Origin of the sequence: Rhizobium sp. M10 (genome assembly GCF_002531955.1) — a bacterium.
Lineage (GTDB): Bacteria > Pseudomonadota > Alphaproteobacteria > Rhizobiales > Rhizobiaceae > Rhizobium > Rhizobium etli_C.
The window spans coordinates 108129-130384 of the sequence record NZ_NWTA01000001.1 but is presented as its reverse complement, the minus strand read 5'-3'; the positions used below and the strand labels follow the sequence as shown (position 1 = coordinate 130384).

Here is a 22256-nt window from a genome sequence, read left to right as displayed (position 1 = left end):
GCGCCCGGTTTTCCAGAACGCGCGCTCCGCTTCCTCCGGCAACCAGCAACCGATCGGACCGCCGGCCAGCCCTCACCCAAGTGGGCGAGAAGACAAGCAGTTACCAAAATGTTAATTCTCCCCTGTTGCCGGGGTCTTATATGATGTGGGGTCGGCGTTCATTCTTCCACGCGCTTTTCATCGCGTTTTTGAGCGCCCAGGCGTCGCCCGCCGCCGAGCCGGTCGGCCAAGCCGTCCTCATCAAGACCGAAGTGACCGGACAGGCCGGCCCCATAGAGGTGAATAGCAGCGTTCACCGCGACGAGCGAATCCGAACGTCGCAATCCGGACTTGGCCAGTTTCTGTTTCGTGACGGCACCAAGCTTGCGGTCGGCTGGGGTTCCTCCGTCGTCATCGACAAATATGTGTTCGACGATACGCAATCGGTCAGAAAGCTCACCATCAAGGCCGCCAAGGGGACTTTCCGCTGGGTCAGCGGCAATTCCAATTCGTCGGCCTATCAGATCCTGACGCCGGCCGGCACGATCGGCGTGCGCGGCACCGCATTCGATTTCTACGTCGGCCCCGACGGCACCACCGCCGTCGTTCTCTTGAACGGCGCGGCCAGCTTCTGCGGCCCCGGCGGCTGTCGCCAGCTGCAGCAACGCTGCGATTGCGTTGTCGCCAAACCGAATGGCGATATGACGGCGGCCGGCCGGGTCGATCGCAACGTCCTTGACAGACTTGGAAACCAGCGTGCCCTGCCCTTCCTGTCCGGCAACCAACGGCTCTCGGGCGGCCTCGGCATGCTCGGCGGCTGCAATATGGCCTCCGTTATGCCGGAAAGAAAAGACAGAACACGGCCTCCGCCGGCAGTTGCGCCTGCTCCGCAGAGGCAGGATCCGCCACAGAGACAGGCCGAGCCACAAAAGGAGCGACCGAACAAGCCCGACAAGCCTCATCACGACAAGCCTCATCACGACAGGCCGCACCATGATAAGCCCCACCATGACAAGCCGGATAGACCCGACAAGCATGAGGGCCATGGGAGCCACGACGATGACGGAAAGCCCGGAAATCACGGTTTGGATCATCGGGACCCCGAGCGCCACCATGATGGAGATCGCGACCATAAGAATGATCGAAACCACGACAGAAGTCGGAATTTCAATCGCGGTCGGTGAGGCTGTTTTCGGGATCCTCGCAAGTCAAGGCGTCAGCACTGCTATGTCCGCCAGACGATGGCGTAGTGCGTCGACGAGCAGTGCAAAGGCCGGCGAGGACCGTCGGCGTGTCGGACAGTGAAGGGGATACCCCCAAGAAGGGCACCGCCCTTCGAAAATCGCTTCTACTTTTCGGCATCGGCGGCGCTCTTTTCGATCCCCGCCGGCAATTCCCGAAAATGGTCGGTCCTGCTGGGTATCCGCCGATAGAATTCCACCAAACCGCCCACCACCTCATCCGCCCTGAGCTTTGCCGTATCCATAAGTTTGCGGGTATTCTTTGAATGCGCATGCAGGGCTTGCATCAATTGCCGGTGAACGGCATTGAGCGCGGCGAATTCCCGGGATGCCGCCACATGCTCATCGCCGAGGACGGCAAGGATCTTAGTGCGGCTGCTCTTTCCCTTCAGTGGAATGGCGCCGGCGTCGATCAGCGCCATTCCTTTCACTGAACGTGCAGCGCTGTCGGAGATGAGGATATCGAAGCCTACCTCTTTGCACGACGACTCGATGCGGGCGGCGACGTTGACGGCATCTCCGACAGCCGAATAGTTGAAGCGGGTCTTGGCGCCCATATTGCCGACGCAGGCAATGCCGGTATGGATGCCGATGCCGATGCCGACCTCCTGATCGGGACCGAAGCCGAAGGCGTCGCCGGCGTTCAGTTCGGCGAGTGTCGCGCGCATGGCCAAGGCTGTGCGAACCGCCTTGGTTTCGTGATCCGCAACATCAACCGGCGCATTCCAGAACGCCATGATCGAATCGCCGATAAACTTGTCGAGCGTGCCTTCATTGGCCACGACATGACGGCTTAGCGCGTCGAGCAATGTGTTCAGGAAGGCGACGACAGCCGTCGGCGCCAGCCGTTCACTCATCTCGGTGAAGTTCCTGACGTCGACGAACATGACCGTCAGCTCGCGGTCATCCCCACCCAGGCGCAATGCATCGCGGTTATGCTCAATGCGATGGAGCAGCGACGGAGACAGATAGTGTCCGAAGGCGCGCCGCACCTCGCGCCTTTCCCGATCAATCACCAGAATGCGGAACGAGGTTGCGGCAAAATGGGTGATCGATCCGCTGACGATCGGCGCCAGCGGATCGAGAAGAAGTCCCCAATAGAGAAACGACAACCACGACGCCACGAGCGCCATTGCCGTAATCAGCAGGCCGCAGACCAGGGCGACGGCGGGACTGACGAAGGTCGTCACCACGACGAGCAGGCATCCGAGCACCGCGATCGTGAGGATTTCCAGCCCGTCCGCCCAGTCGGGCCGCGACAGGAACTGGCCGGAGAGAATCTGCTCGACGGCCTGCGCATGCAGCGAAACGCCAGGGACATTCTCGCCGAGCGCGGTGACGCGAATGTCCTGCAGGCCCGCGGCCGAAGTCCCGACGAAAATGACGCTGCCGTTGATGGCGGCTGCAACGTCGGAGCTGGCGCCTGCACCGGTGAGCACCTGGCGCGCAGAGATATAGCGCTCGGCCCGGTCCGGCGTGACATAGAGCCAGAGTTCGCCGGCCGCCGTCAGCGGCACGACGAAGTCGCCGATCTTTGCCGATGTCATAATGGCGGCGCGGTCGGGCGCGCCCGACAGCACATAGGTCGACACCCCCTGCGCGACCCGCAGCGCCTCGATCGCCAGATTCGGATAGAGCTGCTCGCCATCGGTCAAGAACAGCGGAACCGCCCGAACCACAGGCGAGGGATTGCCCGGATTGAGGCTGATATGGCCAAGCCCCGCTGCATTGGCCTCCAGTTGCGGCCTGAGCGGCGTCGAAGCGTGCAGAAAGGGCGGGGCCGAGACCGGACTTTCGCCCGTGAAGGCGAAGCCCGCCTTGACGGGCGGCCGGTAACCGCCCTCGTTGGACAAGCCGAAGCCGAGGACGACGGGCTTGCCGGCAATCGAGCCGGCGAATATCTCGTCGTTGTCGGGCAGTTTCTCGGCAAGCGAAGGATCGACGCCGGCGACCTCGCGTACGACGTTGCGCGGCGATAGCCGGTCCGGCTCGGCGAAGAGAACATCGAAGGCGATGGCCGCTGCCCCCATTTCCGAGAGCCTGTCCACCAACAGCGCCAGCCTGTCCCGCGGCCACGGCCACTGGCCGAATTCGCGCAGCGAGGCTTCGTCGATGTCAACCACGCGGACCGGCATCGGTTCGAAGCTTCTCGGAACCAGCCGCTGATATTCGTCGAAGGTCACCCCGCGGATCAGCTTGAAAATCCCCGGATCGTCCGCCCGCAGGATCGTCAGCGCTGCCACGATCGCCAGGCCGATAACCACACCGATTTGCTGCACGCGTGTCATCATCTCACCGGCTGTCCCTCCCGCGGCCGACGGAGCGGCCTGCGTCTGCCGACAGACAGGCTACGCCGCTTTCGGCCCGAATGCCATTCGCGCACGCGTCCTGGACGCTCCGTTTTCGACCTCTTGCCCTTCGTCTTTCCATCCGGCCGATAAGAAGCGCCGTCAATGAGCCCACGGCTCCGATTTTGGCCAGGCTTTTGCTGGGATGACAAGGCTTCGACCTTGCCGGGCGCCCGGCGAAATGTTCTTGTAGCGATCGAAAATCGCACGCTTTTTCAAGAGAAGGGTAAGGGTCGCCGTGATTTCCGAATCCGCCGCGCGCCGAAGCGGCTACTGGCTGATCGCCGTCGTGCTGGCCATGCTGGCCGGGCTGCCGCTTGCCGTCTGGCTCGACATCAGCGATCTCTCGGGAAATACCTTGCGGCGACAGGCGCGCGACATGAGTTCGCTGATATCGAGCATTCGCTCCTATTATTCGGCGAACGTCGTCGGACGGGTTTTGGCCGCACATGCCAGCGGCGCGACCGCCGGCACGGTCGTCTCCCACAACTATGCCAATATTCCAGGCGCCATCCCGCTGCCGGCAACACTTTCGCTGGAGCTCGGCGACGTCATCAAGGAACAGCAGGCCAATATCACCTATCGTTTCGTCTCCGATCTGCCGTTCAAGAGCCGCGCATCCCACGAGCTCGACGACTTCGAAAGACAAGCGCTCGCGGCGCTGCGCGCCAATCCGCAACAGACGCTGAACGACCTCACCCGTGTCGGACTGACCGATACCCTGCGGTTCATCACCCCCGTCGTCATGGGCCAGGCCTGCGTTGCCTGCCACAACAGCCACCCGGAAAGCCCGAAGACCGATTGGAAGGTGGGCGATGTGCGCGGCATCCAGGAAGTGATCATCCGGCAGCCCTATGCGAGCAACGTCTTCGCCTTCAAATACCTGCTCTGCTATTTTCTGTTTGTCGCCATCATCGGCCTCAGCTTCATTCTGCTGCAGCGGCAGCAGGCGCGCGCGATCCATAACGCCAACCAGGATCTGGAAGCGGCCAACGAATTCCTCGCCAGCGTCTCGCTGAAGATTTCACGCTACCTCTCGCCGCAGATCTACAAGAGCATTTTCAGCGGGCAGAAGGACGTGGTGGTCCATACCGAGCGCAAGCGCCTGACGATCTTCTTCTCCGACATCAAGGATTTCACCGCGACCACCGAGCGGCTGCAGCCGGAAGCGCTGACGGAGATGCTCAACGAATATCTGACCGAAATGTCGAACATTGCGCTCGCCCATGGCGGCACGGTGGACAAGTTCATCGGCGACGCCATGCTGGTCTTCTTCGGCGACCCGGAAACGAAGGGCCCGGAGGAGGATGCGAAAGCCTGCCTGCGCATGGCCGTCGACATGCAGCGCCGCCTCGGCGAACTGAAGGACAGATGGCGCAGAAACGGCACCGAAGAGCCTTTCGTCGTGCGCATGGGAATCAACAGCGGCTATTGCAACGTCGGCAATTTCGGCAGCAGCGACCGCATGGACTATACGATCATCGGCGCGGAGGCCAATCTCGCCGCCCGCCTGCAATCGATCGCCCAGGGCGGAGAGATCGTCATCAGCTACGAAACCTATGCGCTGGTCGACGAGATCGTCGATGCCCACCCGCTGCCGCCGATCACGATGAAGGGCATACAGCGCGAGATCGTGCCCTATGCTGTGGACGGGCTGACGCTCGGCGCGGATCATAAGAGCCGCGTTCTGAGCGAACATCTCGCCGGCCTCGACCTGCATCTGGATATGAGCCGGGTCGAGCCTGCCGACCGCCTTCGGGTCAGGACGGCGCTCAAGGAGGCGATTGCAGCTCTGGATGAAGCCCTGCCGGAGTCGGCGCGATCGAGACAGGATACCGGGCCGGCGTGATTTTTCCGCCTGCCTCCCATATCCGTCTGGACTTCCCCGACCCGATCTGCTATCCCGCATCACCAATCGCAAGGCTGCTGCCGCGCGAACGTTATTTTTTTGCCCCTGGCGCTGCGCCGCCTCAGGCATCAACCAAACCAAAGGAACGTGATTCTCGTGCAGGTACTTGTCCGCGATAACAATGTCGATCAGGCTCTCCGCGCTCTCAAGAAGAAGATGCAGCGCGAAGGCATTTTCCGCGAAATGAAGATGCGCGACTACTACGAGAAGCCGTCGCAGAAGCGTGCCCGCGAAAAGGCCGAGGCTGTTCGCCGCGTTCGCAAGCTGGCCCGCAAGCGCGCCCAGCGCGAAGGCCTGGTCGCACGCTAAGCGTTGCCGTCGTTTTTTCGACGTTTTCAGATGCATTGTGGCGGGGGCGATTGGTTCGCCGCCGCCTTTTTAGTTTGCCGCTGAAGATCGCATATCCCAATATCGGATATGCCGCATGGGGAAAGCGAGCCCGAATGGCTGTTACCACCTTCAATCCGTCCCGCGCCTGGCGCTTGCAGAAAACCGCATTGCTGCCCGCTATGGCGCTGGCCGCCATGTTCGGCCTTGCCGGCTGCGAAACGACCAATACCACCGACGCCGTGATCCGCATCGACAAGGCGCAGGGTTCGGAGGAGAACATCGCCTCGCTGACGGCGGTTATCAACGCCAACCCCCGGGATCCCGAAGGCTATAATGTCCGCGGCTCCGCTTACGGCCGCGGCGGCCAATTCCGTCCGGCGCTGAACGATTTCAACACGGCGCTGCAGATCAATCCGCGCTTCTTCCAGGCCTATGCCAACCGCGCCCTCGTCTATCGCAACATGGGTCAGCAGGCCCAGGCGATCGCCGACTATAACGCCGCGCTGCAGATCAACCCGAGCTATGACGTCGCCTATATCGGCCGCGGCAATGTCTATCGCATGGCCGGCCAGGACGACCAGGCGTTCAACGATTTCGACCGCGCGATCCAGCTCGGCACCACCGATGGCCGGGCCTATCACAATCGCGGTCTGATCTATCAGAAGCGCAATCAGCAGGACAAGGCGATCGACGATTTCTCGAAAGCGATCTCGCTCGCGCCGAACTCGGCCGAGCCCTATAACGGCCGCGGCATTTCCTATATCGCGCTGAACGACGACGACAACGCCTTTGCCGATTTCAACCATGCGATCGAGCTCAACGGCAACATCGCCGAATCCTGGGCCAACCAGGCGCTCGTCTACGAACGTCGCGGCGACAAGGCCAAGGCCGCCCGCTCCTATCGCCATGCGATCGGCCTCGATCCGAAGTACCAGCCGGCTCGTGACGGCCTTGCTCGCGTTGGCGTCGCCCCAGCCGGCTAAGGATGTGCATTGGGGCGGCCGGACCATCGGATGCTCCAGATCCTTGCCGTTGCGAGAAATCTCCGGCGGAGCCGCCTTATCTGTGACCGGCCCGATGCGCGTGCAGCGACCGCCGATGACGTCGACGCTGTCATGAAGGCGGCGGCATCGCCTTGAAAAGAGAGGCGGAAAAAACATCCGTCGTCTTCGATGGCATGTCATACGATGTTGCAACCGGCTCCTGCTCCCCCTAACATGTCGCTGCTTCGATAGCCCGCTATCGGGCGTTGGAAAAACGTGTTGAGGGCGTTTTGCGAGAGATACGGATCTTTGCGTTCCTGACCGCGAGCGAAAACTGTTGCGGGCAGCGCCCGCCCCAGCGCCGCGCATCGTCCGAGCGACGCAAGGGATGCGGCCATGTTTTGTGCCCCGGGATTTTATCCTTCGCTCGATGGGACTCGATGGAGTGTGCGATGGCGCAGGCGGCGTGGCGCATTCAATGAAGATCGTTGCGCTGTTCTTCCCAAAGGCTTCGATCGGCACCTATCTCGTTGCCATGGCGGTGGCGATTGCGCTGCCGATTTTCGCCTTCGTGGCGCTGCTTCTGCTGCAGCTGGAGGACAACCAGCGTTCGGCGCTGCGGCGCGAGACGGTGCAGGACGCACTTGCCCTTTCGCGCATCATCGACCGGCAGCTTCAGGACATGGCGACGACGCTGCGGCTGCTGTCGAGTTCGCCGGAACTTGAAAACGGCGATCTCGCCTCCTTCCACGAGCGCACGGAAACGGCTCTGCGCAACAATTCGCTTTACGTGCTTGCCGTCGACCGCACCGGCCAGCAACTGCTGAATACACGCCGGCCTTTCGGCACGCCGCTCGGAGAGATGGCAAACATCGCCTCCCTCGATGCCGCCATGAAATCCGGTCGCATCGAGGCTTCCGATGTTTTTCGCGGCAGAACCAGCGGCGATTGGGTCTATAACGTCACCCTCCCGAGGACAACGGATGATCCGGTCGCCGCCCTCATCATCACGCAGGATGCCAGGGATCTCGGCAGGCTGGTGACGACTCAGGGCCTTGCTCCCGGCTGGTCGGCCGCCGTCATCGATCAAAGCGGTCACGTGGTCGTTGCCGCCGGCCCCGCAGCCCTGGAACCCGGTACGCCCTTCGATCCGCGCATCCTGCCGGCGCTTGGTTTCTCCCGCGGCGTCTTCGAAGACAAGACGATCCTACCGCACACGCTTCTCGGTTATGCTCAAATTCCCGGCTGGTCATGGAAGACGGTGATCTGGGGGCCGGTGGCACAGGCTTCGATCCTCAGCACCTGGCGCTTCCTCATCATCGGCGGCGTGGCGCTTGTGCTCGTCGCGGTGCTCGCCGCCTATGCCGTCGCGAGACAGGTGCGCACCACCATCCGCGATATCGCCGAAATGGCAAAGCGTATGGGCGACGGCCACATTGTCTCGCCGGTCGAGACCAGCGTCATCGAGGCGAACCAGGTGGCGATCGCGCTGTCGAATGCCTCCTTCGACCGCAGCCAGACCGAGGACCGGCTGCGTTTCGTCATGCACGAACTCGTCCACCGCACGAAAAATCTTCTGACGCTTGCCCAGGCAATGATGCGCCAGCTCGCCAAGCAGGCCGACAGCGTCGAGACCTTCCAGGCCGCTGTCGCCGATCGCCTCGACGGGCTGGGGCGTTCGATCGAGCTCCTGACCAGCGAGCAATGGGGAGGCGTATCGCTGCGGCGGGTCGTCGATATCCATCTGCAGGCCTTCCCGCAATCGCGTGAACAGATCGAAATCACAGGTGAGGATTTCGTCCTGAAGCCGGATGCGGTGCAGAATCTCGGTCTGGCGCTGCATGAGCTGGCCACCAATTCGGTGAAATACGGCGCGCTTTCCGTTCCGCAGGGCCGTGTCCGCTTCGAATGGCGCGATGTCAGGGAGGAAGACAAGCCGGATGCCCTGCTCCGCTTCACCTGGGAGGAGCGTGGCGGCCCGCCGGTGACAGAGCCCTCACGCACAGGCTTCGGCACGACCGTTATCAAGGCCCATGCCGCCGCCGCCTTCCGCGGCACAGTTGAGATCGATTTCCGGCCTGAAGGCCTGTTATGGGTGTTGACGGCGCAGCGCGCCGCGCTGGAGCGGGACTGACGCATGTCGCCCGGTAGGGCGGAGCGTTTCCCCGGAAATCCTGGCGCCAGAGCGCATCCCATGAATCACGTTTGATACCGCGTGCTTCAGCCTCCCGGAACAATCGCCACCTGCACCCGTTTCGAACAGGTCGTTCCCAAGGAGAAAGACCATGTTCAAGCAAACCATCATCGCAGCCGCGGCTCTGACGGCCGCAGCCTGGGCAAGCCCGGCCGGCGCGGAAAACTATGTCACGCTTGGCCGCCTGGTCTGCGGATCGAATGGCGGCCAGGGTCTGATCATCACGTCGCAGAAGAACCTGATCTGCACCTACACGCCGGCATCCGGCGGCGCCAAGGCGGTCTACGCCGGCAAAATCGAGAAGTTCGGCCTCGACATCGGTCAGACCGGCAAGAGCGTGATGATTTGGCAGGTGCTTGCGAAAACCGGTACGGATATGCCGCAATACGCCTTGGCCGGTGAATATTATGGCATCGGGGCGGATGCGAGCATCGGGGCAGGCGCCGGCGCCAAGGTGATCGCCGGCGGCACCAACAAAGCGTTCATGCTGCAACCGTTGAACGTCCAGGCTCAGGAAGGACTGAACCTGGCGATCGGGGTCGAGAAGATGACGCTGGTGCCAGGCGAGACATAAGAAAGCAGCAGGAGGGCCGCTGCATTTCACTCGATCAATGCGAAATCGCCTTGTTGATATCCTCGGTCATTTTCTTCGCATCGCCGAGCAGCATCATCGTGCCGTCCTTGTAGAACAGCGTATTGTCGATGCCGGCATAACCGGAGCCGAGCGAGCGCTTGACGAAGAGGCAGGTCTTCGCCCGGTCGACGTCGAGGATCGGCATGCCGTAGATCGGCGAGGTCTTGTCGTCGCGCGCGGCCGGATTGGTGACGTCGTTGGCGCCGATGACATAGGCGACATCGGCCTGGGCGAATTCCGAATTGACGTCCTCGAGTTCGAAGACTTCGTCATAGGGAACATTCGCTTCGGCGAGCAGCACATTCATGTGGCCGGGCATGCGGCCGGCAACCGGATGAATGGCATATTTCACTTCGACGCCGTTCTTCTTGAGATTGTCGGCGAGTTCGCGAAGCGCATGCTGGGCCTGGGCAACCGCCATGCCGTATCCCGGCACGATGAGGACCTTCGAGGCATTCGCCATCAGATAGGCCGCGTCCTCGGCCGAGCCGAGCTTGACGGTCCTGTCCGAGGTATCGGGTCCGCTGGCCGCCGTCTCGCCGCCGAAGCCGCCGAGGATGACGGAGATGAAAGAGCGGTTCATGCCCTTGCACATGATGTAGGAAAGGATCGCGCCGGAGGAACCGACGAGCGCGCCGGTGATGATCAGCGCCAGATTGCCGAGCGTGAAGCCGATGCCGGCCGCGGCCCATCCCGAATAGGAGTTCAGCATCGAAACGACAACGGGCATATCGGCGCCGCCGATCGGCACGATCAAGAGAACCCCAAGCGCCAGCGACAGCGCCACCACGGCCCAGAAGTCGAAATGGCTTTCGGTGGCGGCAAGTCCGATGATGAAGAGCACGATCAGAACCAGCAGGGCCGCATTGATCAGATGCCGGTAGGGCAGCAGGATCGGCTTGCCGGACATGCGCCCGTCGAGCTTCAGGAAGGCGATGATCGAGCCGGTGAAGGTCAGCGCTCCGATCGCCACGCCGAGCGCCATCTCGACACGCGCCTCGGTGTGGATATGACCGATCTCGCCGATGCCGAACGAGGCCGGCGTATAGAGCGCCGAAGCCGCGACCAGGACGGCCGCAAGTCCGACCAGCGAATGGAAGCCGGCGACGAGCTGCGGCATCGAGGTCATGGCGATGGTGCGGGCGACATAGGCGCCGACGCTGCCACCGATGGCAAGCCCAAGGATGATCAGCACAAAGCCGCCGAAGTCAGGCGTCGCCAGCACCAGCGTCGTCAGGATCGCGATCCCCATGCCGACCATGCCGTAGAGATTGCCCTTGCGGCTGGTGGCCGGATGCGACAGGCCGCGCAGCGCCAGGATGAACAGAACGCCGGAGACGAGGTAGAGGAAGGCTGCGATATTGGTCATCGGTCGCTCACCGGTCCTTCTTGCGGTACATCGACAGCATCCGCTGCGTGACGAGGAAGCCGCCGAAGATGTTGACCGAAACCAGCACCAGGGCGACGAAGCCGAAGCCGGTCGCAAGTCCGCTCGTCGAGATGCCGACCGCCAGCAGCGCGCCGACGACGATGACCGAGGAGATCGCATTGGTGACGGCCATCAGCGGCGTATGCAGGGCCGGCGTTACCGACCACACGACGTAATAACCGACGAAGATCGACAGGACGAAGATCGCGAATTGAAAGACGAAGGGATCGATCGCCCCGCCGGTGGCGGCACTGGCCGCTTCCGGCGCCTGGGCCGCCGCCGCAATCACCGCGGTCACCGCCTGGTCGAGCTGTTCCAGCGCTCTGTCCATTGCTTCACTGGCCATCAGTTGTCCCCCTTCTTCGCGCCGCCGAAGGCGGGATGAACCACGTCGCCGGCATAGGTCAGCATCGTCGCCTTGACCAGCTCGTCGTCGAGGTTGACGATGACGCTGCCGGTTTCCTTGTTGACCATGGTCTCGAGGAAGGTGACGAGGTTCTTGGCGTAGAGCGCCGAGGCGCTGGCCGCAACCCGGCCCGGCATATTGGCAAAACCGATCACCTTGACACCGTCGACATCGGCGACCTCGCCGGCGACGACGCCCTCGATATTGCCGCCGCGCTCGACCGCGAGGTCGACGGCAACGGCACCCGGCTTCATCGAGGCGAGCATGGCGCGTGAAACCAGCCGCGGCGCGGCGCGACCGGGGATTAGCGCGGTGGTGATGACGATATCCTGCTTGGCAATATGCTCGGCCACGAGTGCAGCCTGCTTGCCCTGATAGTCGGCCGACATTTCCTTGGCATAGCCGCCGGCTGTTTCCGCCGCCTTGAACTCGTCGTCCTCGACGGCGATGAACTTGGCGCCAAGCGAGGCGACCTGCTCCTTGGCGGCCGGGCGGACGTCGGTGGCCGAAACCGCCGCGCCGAGACGGCGCGCGGTGGCGATCGCCTGGAGGCCGGCGACGCCGGCACCCATGACGAAGACCTTGGCGGCCGGCACGGTGCCGGCGGCCGTCATCATCATCGGCATGGCGCGGTCATAGACCGCCGCCGCCTCGATGACGGCCTGGTAACCGGCGAGATTGGCCTGGGACGACAGCACGTCCATCGATTGGGCGCGGGTGATGCGCGGCATCAGTTCCATCGCGAAAGCCGAAAGCCCGGCACTGGCCAGAGCCGCGATCGCTTCGTCATTGCCGTAGGGATCCATGATGGCGATCACCGCGGCGCCGCTTTTATAGGATGAGATTTCCTCTTCGTTCGGGCGGCGGACCTTCAGTACCACGTCGGCGGAGGCGGCATCGGCAAAACTGCCGATCCTGGCGCCGGCCGCCTCGAACTCTCCATCCGGAATACGTGACGCCGCCCCGGCACCGGCCTCGACGACGACGTCGAAGCCGAAACTCTTCATTTTCTTCACGGTCTCGGGGGAGGCCGCGACACGCGTCTCCCCGGCATTTTCCCTTGCAACGAAAACGATATTGCCCAACTGCCCCCTCCTCCGGGTCAGCCAGACCGCCGCAGGCTTCCCTGCGCAGGCCAAGCACCTAAGCATGTCGCGCAAAACTGTCCGGCGGTTCTGCGATAACGATATGCGAGAAAATAAAGACCTGAAGCACGAACAGCGAATCTGAACGATCGCAACGCGCTTCAGTCACAAGCTTCGGCGAAGCCCTCCCTTTGCCGCGATCAGCGGACCAGGAAGACGCCGGCAGCGAGAAGAATGATGAAGACGAAGAGGCCGCCGAGAAGGCCGGCGCCGCCGAAGAAACCGGCAGTCATCGCAAGCAGGAGGACGATGAGAAGCATCGAGCCGTATTTCGTGGCCGCGATGAACATGTCGTAGGTCTTTTCATGTTCCCGGTAATCCATCGGCGCGCCGGTCTCGACCGGTCCGGTATGATGTTCGGCCATAAATATCGTCTCCCTGAAATGCCTCTGCACTGCCTCATCCCTCGCCCACGCGAGGGAGGCCCCTATTTGCAGGGATTACACAATGACAGGCGAAAGCGCAATGCATGAGAATGCCGCAGCCGCGCTTGGCAACCCCTTCCTCCCGCTGGAAAGATGCGCAGAGACGCCCACGGCGAAGCTTATATCTCCGCTCGTCGCCGACCCGCCCCGATCCGGGCTGCAATCGCTTCTCCGCCGGGGACCAGAAATCATAGCGGCAGGTCGGTGCCGAGTTCGCCTTGCGGCACGAAGCGCGCCGTCGGAATGATGGTTAGCGGCGGCAGCGTGTCGTTGGGATTGCGCGAGAACATCATGCGTTGCTCGCTGGCGCTGGAGATGAAAAAGGGATAGCGCGTCAACAGCTTGCGCCCGACCTCGACCACATTCGTCGCCATCAGCGTCATGTCGATCCCGTAATTCTTCGCCAGCCGGCCGGGGACGATCGTGTCGGCATAGAAGACCCGCTTGTAGAAAGCGGCATGCGGCGGTCGAACGAACTGAAGCACACGGTCTGCGCGGAAATAGGCGGCCGCAACAATGGTGGGTCTCAGTGTCAGATAGGGAACCCAGGGCAGATCGGCCGTGAGTTCCGGATCGGCCGCGAAACGCGCCGGATCGATCAGGGTCAACCCTGCATCCAGGAGTTCGTCCATCGCTTCGGGAAAGGCGCCGCCGGACTGACTGAGGCGGTGATCAGGTGTCACATAATGAACTCGGATCGTGCTGATCAGCTCACCATAATAGTACAACCCGAAAATATAGGCGTGGCTGTCGAAATCGCTGTCATCAAGCAGCCCTTTCGGAGCGAGCGCCAGGACGTCATGGGCCTTGTAAGCCTTGTAACGCAGGCGTTCCACCTGTTCCATGTCTTCGCTGCTTTCGACGCGACGATATTCGACATGATCCAGAATATCCAAAATTTTCGTGCTGAAATCACCACGCTTGAACAGTGTCTCTGACATTCTCTCGATCCGCTCGTTAACGGATCATTAATCATACGCCGGTGAAATTTAGGCAAGGAAATCCGATAATTCGGCCCGTATATAAACTATTAAGGTTAACGGTGCGGGGGACTGTCAGCGGAAGACTTGGCGCTCACAGAGCGCTCAGGCGACCTTGTTGCGGCGACGTTGCACGGGCCGGCGGCCGATGCCCTGCTGCAACAGCGGGATGTTTTGGGAAGGCACCGGCTGCGAGAAAACATAGCCCTGCACCAGATCGGTGCTGCGGTGCTTGTTGAGCAGCGCAAGCTGCTCCTCGGTCTCGACGCCCTCGATGACGATCTTCAGGCCGAGTTCGCGGGCGAGATGGACCGTGCCGCGCAACAGCTTGAGACGGCGGGTATCCTCGACGATGTTGCGCACGAAGGAACGGTCGATCTTGACGATATCGAGCGGCAGCGTATCGAGATAGCTGAGGCTGGAGAAACCGGTGCCGAAATCGTCAATGGCGATGGTGATGCCGCGGGCCCTCAGCTCCGCCAGGATGGCGCGCACGGCCTGCGGCTCGTCGATCAGGCAGCTTTCGGTGACTTCGAGATGCAGCCGCGCCGCATCGAGGCCGGAATGAGCGAGCGCATCGGCGACCACGGAAAGGATATCGGCATCGCGCAGGTCGCGCGCCGAGAGGTTGACCGAGACGGCGATATGGTCCGGCCAGCTCATGCACTCGGTGCAGGCCTTGAACAGGACGAAACGGGTGATGTCGGAGATAATGCCCATCTCTTCGGCAAGCCGGATGAACACGTCGGGCGGAATCGAGCCCTTCTCCGGATGCACCCAGCGGGCCAGCGCTTCGGCGCATTCTATCCGTGTGCCATCGGCCCGGAACATCGGCTGGAAGACGAGATGCAGCGCCTGCGCCGAAACCGCTTCGCGCAGGTCAGCCTTCAGCTTCTGCTGCTCGATATAGCGCCCGTCCATCTCGCGCTCGAATCCGGATATGCCGCCCTTGAGGCGGGACTTGCTTTCGAACAGGGCAAGATCCGCCTTGACGCTCCACTCATCCATTGCGAAGGCCGAGCTTTCGAGGATCGCGTAGCCGGCGCTGAGCGACACCAGGAAGGTCAGCTCGTCGACCTCGTAATGGCCCTGGATCGCGGCGTGCACGCGGCGAATCGAGAGCTCGAGCGATGTGGGCTCCTTCGCATGCGGGAAGAACAGGATGAACTGATCGCCCATCAACCGGCCGAGGATGGCATTGCCGCAAGCCTGCTTGATGCGGGCGGCGATGGCGCAAAGCAGATGGTCGCCGGTGACGTGACCACGCATGTCGTTGACATGTTTGAACTCGTCGATATCAAGAACCATGAAGCCGAGCGGTCCTGATTTGCGCGGGTGCCTGGCGAGATATTCCTGGACCAGTTGCCCGAAATACTCGCGGTTCGGCAGGCCGGTCAGCGCATCGAAGCGGACCATGTGCATGATCTTCTGCTCCGCCTTCACACGGCTCGACACGTCTTCGAAGATCAGAACGGCGCCGCCGTCGGCCCTCCGGCTGGCGGAGAATTCGAGCGACAGGTCCTCAGGGAAATGAATGAGCGTACGTGACAGGTTGCCGTCGGCGACCTGAGTGAGCTGGCGCAGGATGAGCTCCGGCTGCGAGGCATCCATGAAGCTGTAACGCGCGCCATAACGCAGCACGGCGCCGAGGTCGCGATCCTTCAGCCGCTCCGGCGCACCGATCCTCAAAAGCTCGCAGGCCTTGCGGTTGACGACCTGGATACGGTTTTCGGCATCGACCATCACCAGGCCATGCGGCATGTTGTTGAGCGCCGTATCGAAACGGTCGGCGATCATGGTGATTTCCCGGCGCGCGATGACGTTCTCATAGAGGAACTCGCGCACGCCATTCGCCATTGCCCGTGTCGTCAGCCAGAAGGGAATAAGGAAGATCGACAGGAGACCGCGGTAGAAATCCAGCGCCAACAGGCTGCAGACGATCATCGGCAGGCAGCAGGAGAACGTCTGAAGGTCGACCGCGAGGCGCGAACCGTAGTTGCGGCCGACGACCGAAACCATGGTTGCCATAGTGACGGCAATGCAGGCAAGCTCGGCAAAGGAATCGCGCACGACGAAGATCGCGTAGCCGCTGGCGATACCAAGCAATGCCGTGGTGCAGGCAGCACCGGCAACCAGAATCCGCTCCCAACGCTCGATTCCGGCGTGCGACAGCCTCTCCTTGTCGACACGGTCAAACTGCCGGAAGATGGCCATGCGCACGCTGAAGACCAGAAGGAAGGCGGCAGAGAGGAGAATGTAAACGGAAGACTGTGTCTTGGCGGCGACGGCGAGGCATGTCGCCACGTGGACGATTACGCCAGCAAGAAGCGTCATGCGGTTCCCGGAAAGGGAACTCACAAACGACAGATACACATCTAAAGGGACCCTGTTCGGGCTATCTGGCTTCATCCACACTTTCCCTGTGCGCGGGAATTCTAGAGGCAACCCTTTAAAAATTGATTTCAATCGAATCAAACATTTGGTCAAATTTTCTAAAACCCCAGGATGAACACCACAGCCTTGGCGTGATAATGCAGCCTTATCGCGAGATTGTTGAAATAATCATCCACGCCTGGGTTGTTAAAATGCTTTACCGGCCATGCGGGCCGGCCGTCTTGGTGCCGCCTCAACCCCGAAAATCGGAATCGTTTTCGGAAAAATCCGAAGTCCGCGCAAGAAAGGAGACGGCGCTATACGACTATGCCCCAATGCGCGGCATTTATCCTTCCAATTTCGAAGGCCGTGGTCTACACCGATTCCAAAGAGGGTAAGCTGCCGAATAACGGCAGGACAAGAATAAGGGAAACGAATGTCGGGACTTCTGGCGGCAAGCCGGCTGATCGATTCGGTCAGTCAAATCATGGGCAAACTTTCCGAATATATGGTGCTGTTCTGCTGTCTGATCAGCGCCGGAAACGCCATCGTCCGTTATGCCTTCAACTACAGTTCGAACGGCTGGCTGGAAATCCAGTGGTATCTGTTCGCCTTCGTCGTCATGCTCGGCGCCTCGCATGCGCTGCGCAACAATGAGCATGTCCGCGTCGACCTGATCTATGGCGCCGTGTCCGACAAGGCGAAGATCTGGATCGACATCGTCGGCCTCATCCTGTTCCTCATCCCCGTCTGCATCTTCCTCACCTGGCTCTGCTGGCCCTTCTTCGCGCTGTCCTACCGGCAGGGGGAAATATCGGGCAATGCCGGCGGACTGATCCGCTGGCCCGTCAAGCTGATCCTGGTCGCAGGCTTCGGGCTGCTGTCCCTTCAGGGCGTTTCCGAGCTGATCAAGCGGATCGCCGCCCTCACCGGCTATATCAGCATCGACACAAAATACGAAAAGCCGCTGCAATAGCGCCCCGGGAGGAACGGATTTGTTTGATTTCGGCATTATTCCGCCGGCCATGTTCCTGGGCATGGTCCTCTTCATGCTCTACGGCTTTCCGGTCGCCTTTTCGCTCGCCGCCGTCGGCCTGTTCTTCGGCATCATCGGCATCGCCACCGGCCATTTCAGCGAAGCCTTTCTGCAAGCGCTGCCCCTGCGCTTTTTCGGCATCGTCTCCAACGACCTGCTGCTCGCCATTCCCTTCTTCACCTTCATGGGCGCGGTGCTGGAACGCTGCGGCCTTGCCGAGGATCTGCTCGAAGGCACCGGCAAGCTCTTTGGCGGCATTCCCGGCGGCCTCGCCTATGCCGTCATCCTGGTCGGCGCCGTCCTCGGCGCCATCACCGGCACGGTGGCCGCCTCCGTCATCACCATGGGCGTGATCTCGCTGCCGATCATGCTGCGCTACGGTTACAACCCGCGCCTTGCCACCGGCGTCATCGCCGCCTCCGGCACCATCACCCAGGTGATCCCGCCCTCGCTCGTCCTCGTCGTCCTCGCCGACCAGCTCGGCAGATCGGTCGGCGACATGTATCTCGGCGCGATCGGCCCCTCGATCCTGCAGGTGGCGATCTTCGTCCTCTTCATCCTTGTCATGTCGATCATCCGGCCGAAATCGATGCCACCGCTGCCGAAAGAGGTGCGCGGCAACCTTGACTGGGCGCTGCTCGCCAAAGTGCTGATGGGCATGGTGCCGTCGATCGTGCTGATCTTCCTCGTGCTCGGCACGATCTTCATGGGGCTTGCGACGCCGACGGAAGCCGGCGCGCTCGGCGTGGTCGGCGCCATGGGGCTCGCCGCCCTGCATCGCCGTCTCACTTGGCCGCTGATCCGTGAGGCGATGACGTCGACCACCCATATCACCTCGATGGTGGTGATGATCCTGATCGGCTCCACCTGTTTCAGCCTGGTCTTCCAGGGCATGGACGGTTCGCGCTGGATCGAGCACATGCTCTCGGGCATCCCTGGCGGCCCGGTCGGCTTCCTGATCTTCGTCAACATCTTCATCTTCGTGCTCGCCTTCTTCCTCGATTTCTTCGAAATCGCCTTCATCGTCATCCCGATGCTCGCCCCCGTCGCTTCCAGTCTCGGCATCGACCTGATCTGGTTCGGCGTGCTGATCTGCGTCAACATGCAGACGAGCTTCATGCATCCGCCCTTCGGCTTCGCGCTCTTCTATCTGCGCTCGATCGCCAGCAAGGACGTCAAGACCTCCGATATCTATATGGGCGCGCTGCCCTGGGTCGGCATGCAGATCATCCTGGTGGCAATCGTGATCTTCTGGCCGCAATCGGTCACCTACTGGCTGGATCACGGCCCGAAGGTCGACCCGAACTCGATCAAGATCGAAGTGCCGGGCTTCGGCGGCCAGCTCGGCCTGCCGCCGGTGGGCGGCGGCGGCAATGGCACGCCGCAGATCCCCGGCCTGAACCTGCCGCCGCTCGGCTTGCCGGGAGCCCCGCCGCCACCTGCGAAATAACTCCCCCAAAATAACAGGGCCAAAACAAAACCCCGGACCAAGCGATCCGGGGTTTTGGTATGCGTTCGTGTCAGGCGCCGATGGAAGCGCTTAAAGCGCGTCGCGTCAAATTTGATTCACGCAACGCACTTTAGCTCTTTGTTTTTATGCATGTCGTTGCCCCGGAACCGCGCACACTTCCGGGCGACATGCATTAGAGCTTGCCGGCCCGCTGCTGGATCATCATGAACGTATCAAACGTGTATTCCGAGAGCTGCATCCACAGATAGGCGTCGCGCTTGAAAGCGGTCTGGTCGTCGTAGATCTTCTTGAAATACTGGTTGTTGGCCGAGATTTCGCCGTAGATGCCCATGGCCGCCTGGAAGCAGGCCTCCATGATCTCCTGGCTGAACGGGCGCAGCGTCGCGCCTTCGGCGACGAGCTGCTTCAGCGCCGTCGGGTTCTTCGTGTCGTATTTCGCCAGCATGTTGGTGTTGGCGAAGGCGCAGGCGTCGGTGAGCGCTGCCTGGTAGTGCTTCGGCAGGTTGCTCCATTTGTCGAGATTGAAGAACGCATGCACCGTCGGGCCGCCTTCCCACCAGCCCGGATAATAGTAATATTTCGCCACCTTGTGGAAGCCGAGCTTCAGATCGTCATAGGGACCGACGAATTCCGCCGCATCGATCGTGCCCTTTTCAAGCGCCGGGTAGATGTCGCCGCCGGCGATCTGCTGCGGGACGACGCCGACCTTCTCCATGACCCGGCCGGCAAGGCCGGCGATGCGCATCTTGACGCCCTTCAGGTCATCGAGCGTATTGATTTCCTTGCGGAACCAGCCGCCCATCTGGGCACCGGTATTGCCGGCCGGCAAAGCATACATGCCCTGCGTGGCATAAAACTCGTTCATCAGCTTGTTGCCGTTGCCGTCATTAAACCAGGCATTGGTCAGGCGGCTGTTGAGGCCGAAGGGGATCGCCGTTCCGATGGCGTAGGTCGGATCCTTGCCGACGAAATAATAAGAGGTGGTGTGGGCTGCCTCGACCGTACCGGCAGCCACCGCATCGACGGCCTGCAGACCCGGCACGACTTCACCGGCCGCGAAAGGCTGGATGGTGAAATTGCCGTCGGTTGCGGCGGCAACATGCTTGGCGATGTCTTCGGCACCGCCATAGATCGTATCCAAGCTCTTCGGAAACGACGACGTCATGCGCCACGCGATCTTCGGATTCTCCTGCGCGATCGCAGGCGCTGCCAATGCCGTTGCGGCAACCGCGCCGGCCCCGGCGGTTCCCGCCTTCTTGAAAAACGAACGACGATCCATCAAAAACCTCCCGTATAGATGGCACTGCGCGGCCAATCTTCACCCCTACCCGCAGCGAGGGCAGAGCTAAGCATGGCGAGGGCCGCGATTCAAGCTTTAGTCTATTAGCCTTTGGCATCAAGACGGCAATAAGGCAACACCCAGGCACCCATCAAAATCAGCAGCTTAGCCGCGAGGACAGACGCCACGGCGAGGCGCTGGCGGAAATCGGCCGCCAGCTGCAGCCAAACGTTGACTTCGCGGCCATTCTGGCGGCAGAAACGACAAGCAGAAGATTTCACCGGGGCGAACATGACGAAACCGATCGTTGCCATTCCTGCCGATATCCGCAGCTTCGACGGCGCGACCTGGCACGCCGTGCAGCATCAATATCTCAGTGCCGCGTTGAATGCGGCCGGCGTCATGGCCTTTGTCATCCCGGCTTTCGAGGCGGGCTTCGACACAGACGCAATCCTCGACCGCGTCGATGGTCTGCTGGTATCGGGCTCGGCCAGCAATGTGCATCCTTCGCTTTACGGCGCCGAGGCGAATGACAAGGACGGTCCCTTCGATCCCGCCCGCGACGCCACAAGCCTGCCGCTCATCCGCCGCGCCATCGATCGCGCCATCCCGCTGCTCGCCATCTGCCGCGGCATTCAAGAGCTGAATGTCGCTCTCGGCGGCTCGCTGGCAAGCGAGATCCACGAGCAACCCGGCATCTGGGACCATCGCCGGCCGGAAGGAGTCGACCGTGACGGCATGTACGCCATCCGCCAGACTGTCCACGTCAAGGAAGGGTCCTGCATTGCCGGCATCCTCGGCCCGGGCGATATCCGCGTCAACTCGTTGCATCGTCAGGCGATCGCCAGGACCGCGCCGCGCCTGCAGGTGGAGGCCACCGCCGAGGACGGCACCGTGGAGGCCGTTTCCGTCATCGATGCCAAGGCCTTCGCCGTCGGCGTGCAATGGCATCCGGAATATTGGGCCGAAACCGACAAGACGTCGAACCGGCTGTTTGCCGCCTTCGGCGACGCCGTCCGCAGTTACGCCGCCGCCAAACTGCCCGTGACCGCGGCGCAGGCGATCGCCTGACCACTGGCCAGGTCAAGCGCGCCCGCTTGAACCATCGCGTCTAAACCTTTTGCGGTGTCTCCGGCACCGGCGTCAGTGCCGTCCCCTTCTCGAACCAGGCGATCAGATTGTCGGCCACCAGATCGGCCATCGCATTGCGCGTGGGCACGGAGGCCGAGGCGACGTGCGGCAGCAGCACGGCATTGGCCGGTTCCATGAGCGTCGCCGGCACGGTCGGCTCTTCATAGAAGACGTCGAGGCCGGCCGCGCCGAGCGCGCCTGACGCCAGAGCCGCACTCAGCGCCTCTTCATCCACCGTCCAGCCGCGGCCGACATTGACGAGGATGCCGTTCGGACCGAGAGCGGCGAGGATATCGGCATCGATCGTCTTATGCGTCTGCGGCGTCTTCGGAACGATAGCGATCAATGTGTCCACCGCCTCGGCCAGTCCTTTCAACGTCGGGTAATAATCATAGGGCGCGTCGGCATGGCGCGACCGCGTGTGATAGCTGATCTTCACCTTGAACGGCTCCAGCCGTTTGGCAATCTCGAGCCCGATGCGGCCGAGGCCGTAGAGCCCGACATGACGGCCCTTGAGCGAGAAACGCGACAGCGGATAGGCCGTGCCCGGCTTCCAGTTGCCCGCGCGCAGCCAGGCTTCGGCCCGCGGCAATTCGCGGATCGTGTTCAAGAGCAGGCCGATCGCCGTGTCGGCAACCTCGTCGTTCAGAACGTCAGGCGTATTGGTGACGATGATGCCCTTTTCGGCTGCCCGTTTTACATCCATACCGTCATAACCGACGCCGAAGCTGGCGATCACCTCGACGTCAGGCAGCTGGTCCATCCAGGCGCCGGGAAAAGCGCCGGAGACGGCGACGCCGCGGATGCGGCCGGCTGTCTCGCCGTCGAGTGCCAGCTTCTCCTCGCGGGCGACGGCAATGATCTCAAAACGATCCTTCAGCCTTTCGAGAACACGCTCGTGTATCTTCCCAGGAACGAGAATGGCGATGCGGGACATGGCTTTTCCTCTTGGACGGGGTCTGG

The 22256-nt window shown here is 61.9% G+C and carries 19 protein-coding genes; 9 read left to right on the top strand and 10 right to left on the bottom strand.

The features are described 5' to 3' along the window. Positions 1–143 precede the first annotated feature (143 nt). Positions 144–1163, top strand: a complete 1020-nt coding sequence (locus CO671_RS00620) for a FecR domain-containing protein (protein ID WP_097603913.1) — start codon at positions 144–146, stop codon at positions 1161–1163. A gap of 164 nt (positions 1164–1327) precedes the next feature. On the opposite strand, the gene CO671_RS00615 is transcribed toward CO671_RS00620, so the two are convergent. Beyond that, positions 1328–3508, bottom strand: coding sequence for an adenylate/guanylate cyclase domain-containing protein (locus CO671_RS00615; protein WP_097604075.1), 2181 nt, complete (start codon positions 3506–3508; stop codon positions 1328–1330). A 298-nt stretch (positions 3509–3806) separates the two neighbouring features. Between CO671_RS00615 and CO671_RS00610 the strand changes: the two genes are divergently transcribed. From CO671_RS00610 to CO671_RS00590, 5 genes are all read left to right on the top strand, one after another. Next, positions 3807–5417 (top strand): adenylate/guanylate cyclase domain-containing protein, encoded by a 1611-nt coding sequence (locus CO671_RS00610; RefSeq protein ID WP_097603912.1) that lies wholly within the window; start codon positions 3807–3809, stop codon positions 5415–5417. Between the two features lie 156 nt (positions 5418–5573). Beyond that, positions 5574–5786: a 30S ribosomal protein S21 gene (gene rpsU, locus CO671_RS00605; RefSeq protein WP_003585885.1), complete on the top strand. Its 213-nt coding sequence runs from the start codon at positions 5574–5576 to the stop codon at positions 5784–5786. Between the two features lie 134 nt (positions 5787–5920). Next, a complete protein-coding gene (locus CO671_RS00600) occupies positions 5921–6790 on the top strand; it encodes a tetratricopeptide repeat protein (RefSeq protein ID WP_097603911.1) in 870 nt (289 codons plus the stop codon). 478 nt (positions 6791–7268) lie between these two features. Beyond that, a complete protein-coding gene (locus CO671_RS00595) occupies positions 7269–8924 on the top strand; it encodes a sensor histidine kinase (protein WP_097603910.1) in 1656 nt (551 codons plus the stop codon). Positions 8925–9075: 151 nt separating this feature from the next. Next, positions 9076–9558, top strand: a complete 483-nt coding sequence (locus CO671_RS00590; RefSeq protein ID WP_097603909.1) for a DUF992 domain-containing protein — start codon at positions 9076–9078, stop codon at positions 9556–9558. A 34-nt stretch (positions 9559–9592) separates the two neighbouring features. Here the strand turns inward: CO671_RS00590 and CO671_RS00585 are convergent, their stop codons facing one another. The 6 genes from CO671_RS00585 to CO671_RS00560 form a co-directional block, all read right to left on the bottom strand. Then, positions 9593–10987 carry an NAD(P)(+) transhydrogenase (Re/Si-specific) subunit beta gene (locus tag CO671_RS00585; protein WP_097603908.1) on the bottom strand — a complete coding sequence of 465 codons (1395 nt, stop codon included), beginning with the start codon at positions 10985–10987 and terminating at the stop codon, positions 9593–9595. A gap of 7 nt (positions 10988–10994) precedes the next feature. Then, positions 10995–11393 (bottom strand): proton-translocating transhydrogenase family protein, encoded by a 399-nt coding sequence (locus tag CO671_RS00580; RefSeq protein WP_064683198.1) that lies wholly within the window; start codon positions 11391–11393, stop codon positions 10995–10997. Beyond that, positions 11393–12538, bottom strand: a complete 1146-nt coding sequence (locus CO671_RS00575) for a Re/Si-specific NAD(P)(+) transhydrogenase subunit alpha (protein ID WP_097603907.1) — start codon at positions 12536–12538, stop codon at positions 11393–11395. Before CO671_RS00575 ends, CO671_RS00580 begins: the two co-directional genes overlap by 1 nt. A gap of 200 nt (positions 12539–12738) precedes the next feature. Then, on the bottom strand, positions 12739–12963 hold the full coding sequence (locus tag CO671_RS00570) for an aa3-type cytochrome c oxidase subunit IV (protein WP_097580418.1): 225 nt from the start codon (positions 12961–12963) through the stop codon (positions 12739–12741). Positions 12964–13211: 248 nt separating this feature from the next. Next, complete coding sequence (locus CO671_RS00565) at positions 13212–13964, bottom strand: hypothetical protein (RefSeq protein WP_010031322.1); 753 nt, start codon at positions 13962–13964, stop codon at positions 13212–13214. A 144-nt stretch (positions 13965–14108) separates the two neighbouring features. Beyond that, positions 14109–16412 (bottom strand): EAL domain-containing protein, encoded by a 2304-nt coding sequence (locus CO671_RS00560; RefSeq protein ID WP_097603906.1) that lies wholly within the window; start codon positions 16410–16412, stop codon positions 14109–14111. Between the two features lie 400 nt (positions 16413–16812). On the opposite strand from CO671_RS00560, the gene CO671_RS00555 reads away from it, so the two are divergent. Both CO671_RS00555 and CO671_RS00550 read left to right on the top strand, forming a co-directional pair. Continuing rightward, a complete protein-coding gene (locus CO671_RS00555; protein ID WP_097603905.1) occupies positions 16813–17352 on the top strand; it encodes a TRAP transporter small permease subunit in 540 nt (179 codons plus the stop codon). A gap of 19 nt (positions 17353–17371) precedes the next feature. Then, a complete protein-coding gene (locus CO671_RS00550) occupies positions 17372–18862 on the top strand; it encodes a TRAP transporter large permease subunit (protein ID WP_097603904.1) in 1491 nt (496 codons plus the stop codon). Between the two features lie 193 nt (positions 18863–19055). Here the strand turns inward: CO671_RS00550 and CO671_RS00545 are convergent, their stop codons facing one another. Together CO671_RS00545 and CO671_RS00540 are read right to left on the bottom strand one after the other, a co-directional pair. After that, positions 19056–20162, bottom strand: coding sequence for a TRAP transporter substrate-binding protein (locus CO671_RS00545; protein ID WP_038691341.1), 1107 nt, complete (start codon positions 20160–20162; stop codon positions 19056–19058). A gap of 104 nt (positions 20163–20266) precedes the next feature. Continuing rightward, positions 20267–20476 (bottom strand): hypothetical protein, encoded by a 210-nt coding sequence (locus CO671_RS00540; RefSeq protein WP_097664189.1) that lies wholly within the window; start codon positions 20474–20476, stop codon positions 20267–20269. Here CO671_RS00540 and CO671_RS00535 point away from each other — a divergent pair. Further along, the gene (locus CO671_RS00535) at positions 20454–21233 is read left to right on the top strand and encodes a gamma-glutamyl-gamma-aminobutyrate hydrolase family protein (protein WP_097603902.1); all 780 of its coding nucleotides are present in this window, start codon (positions 20454–20456) and stop codon (positions 21231–21233) included. The two genes, CO671_RS00540 and CO671_RS00535, sit on opposite strands and share 23 nt — an antisense overlap. Before the next feature lie 40 nt (positions 21234–21273). Here CO671_RS00535 and CO671_RS00530 read toward each other — a convergent pair whose 3' ends face one another. Further along, a complete protein-coding gene (locus tag CO671_RS00530) occupies positions 21274–22230 on the bottom strand; it encodes a 2-hydroxyacid dehydrogenase (protein WP_097603901.1) in 957 nt (318 codons plus the stop codon). Positions 22231–22256 lie beyond the last annotated feature (26 nt).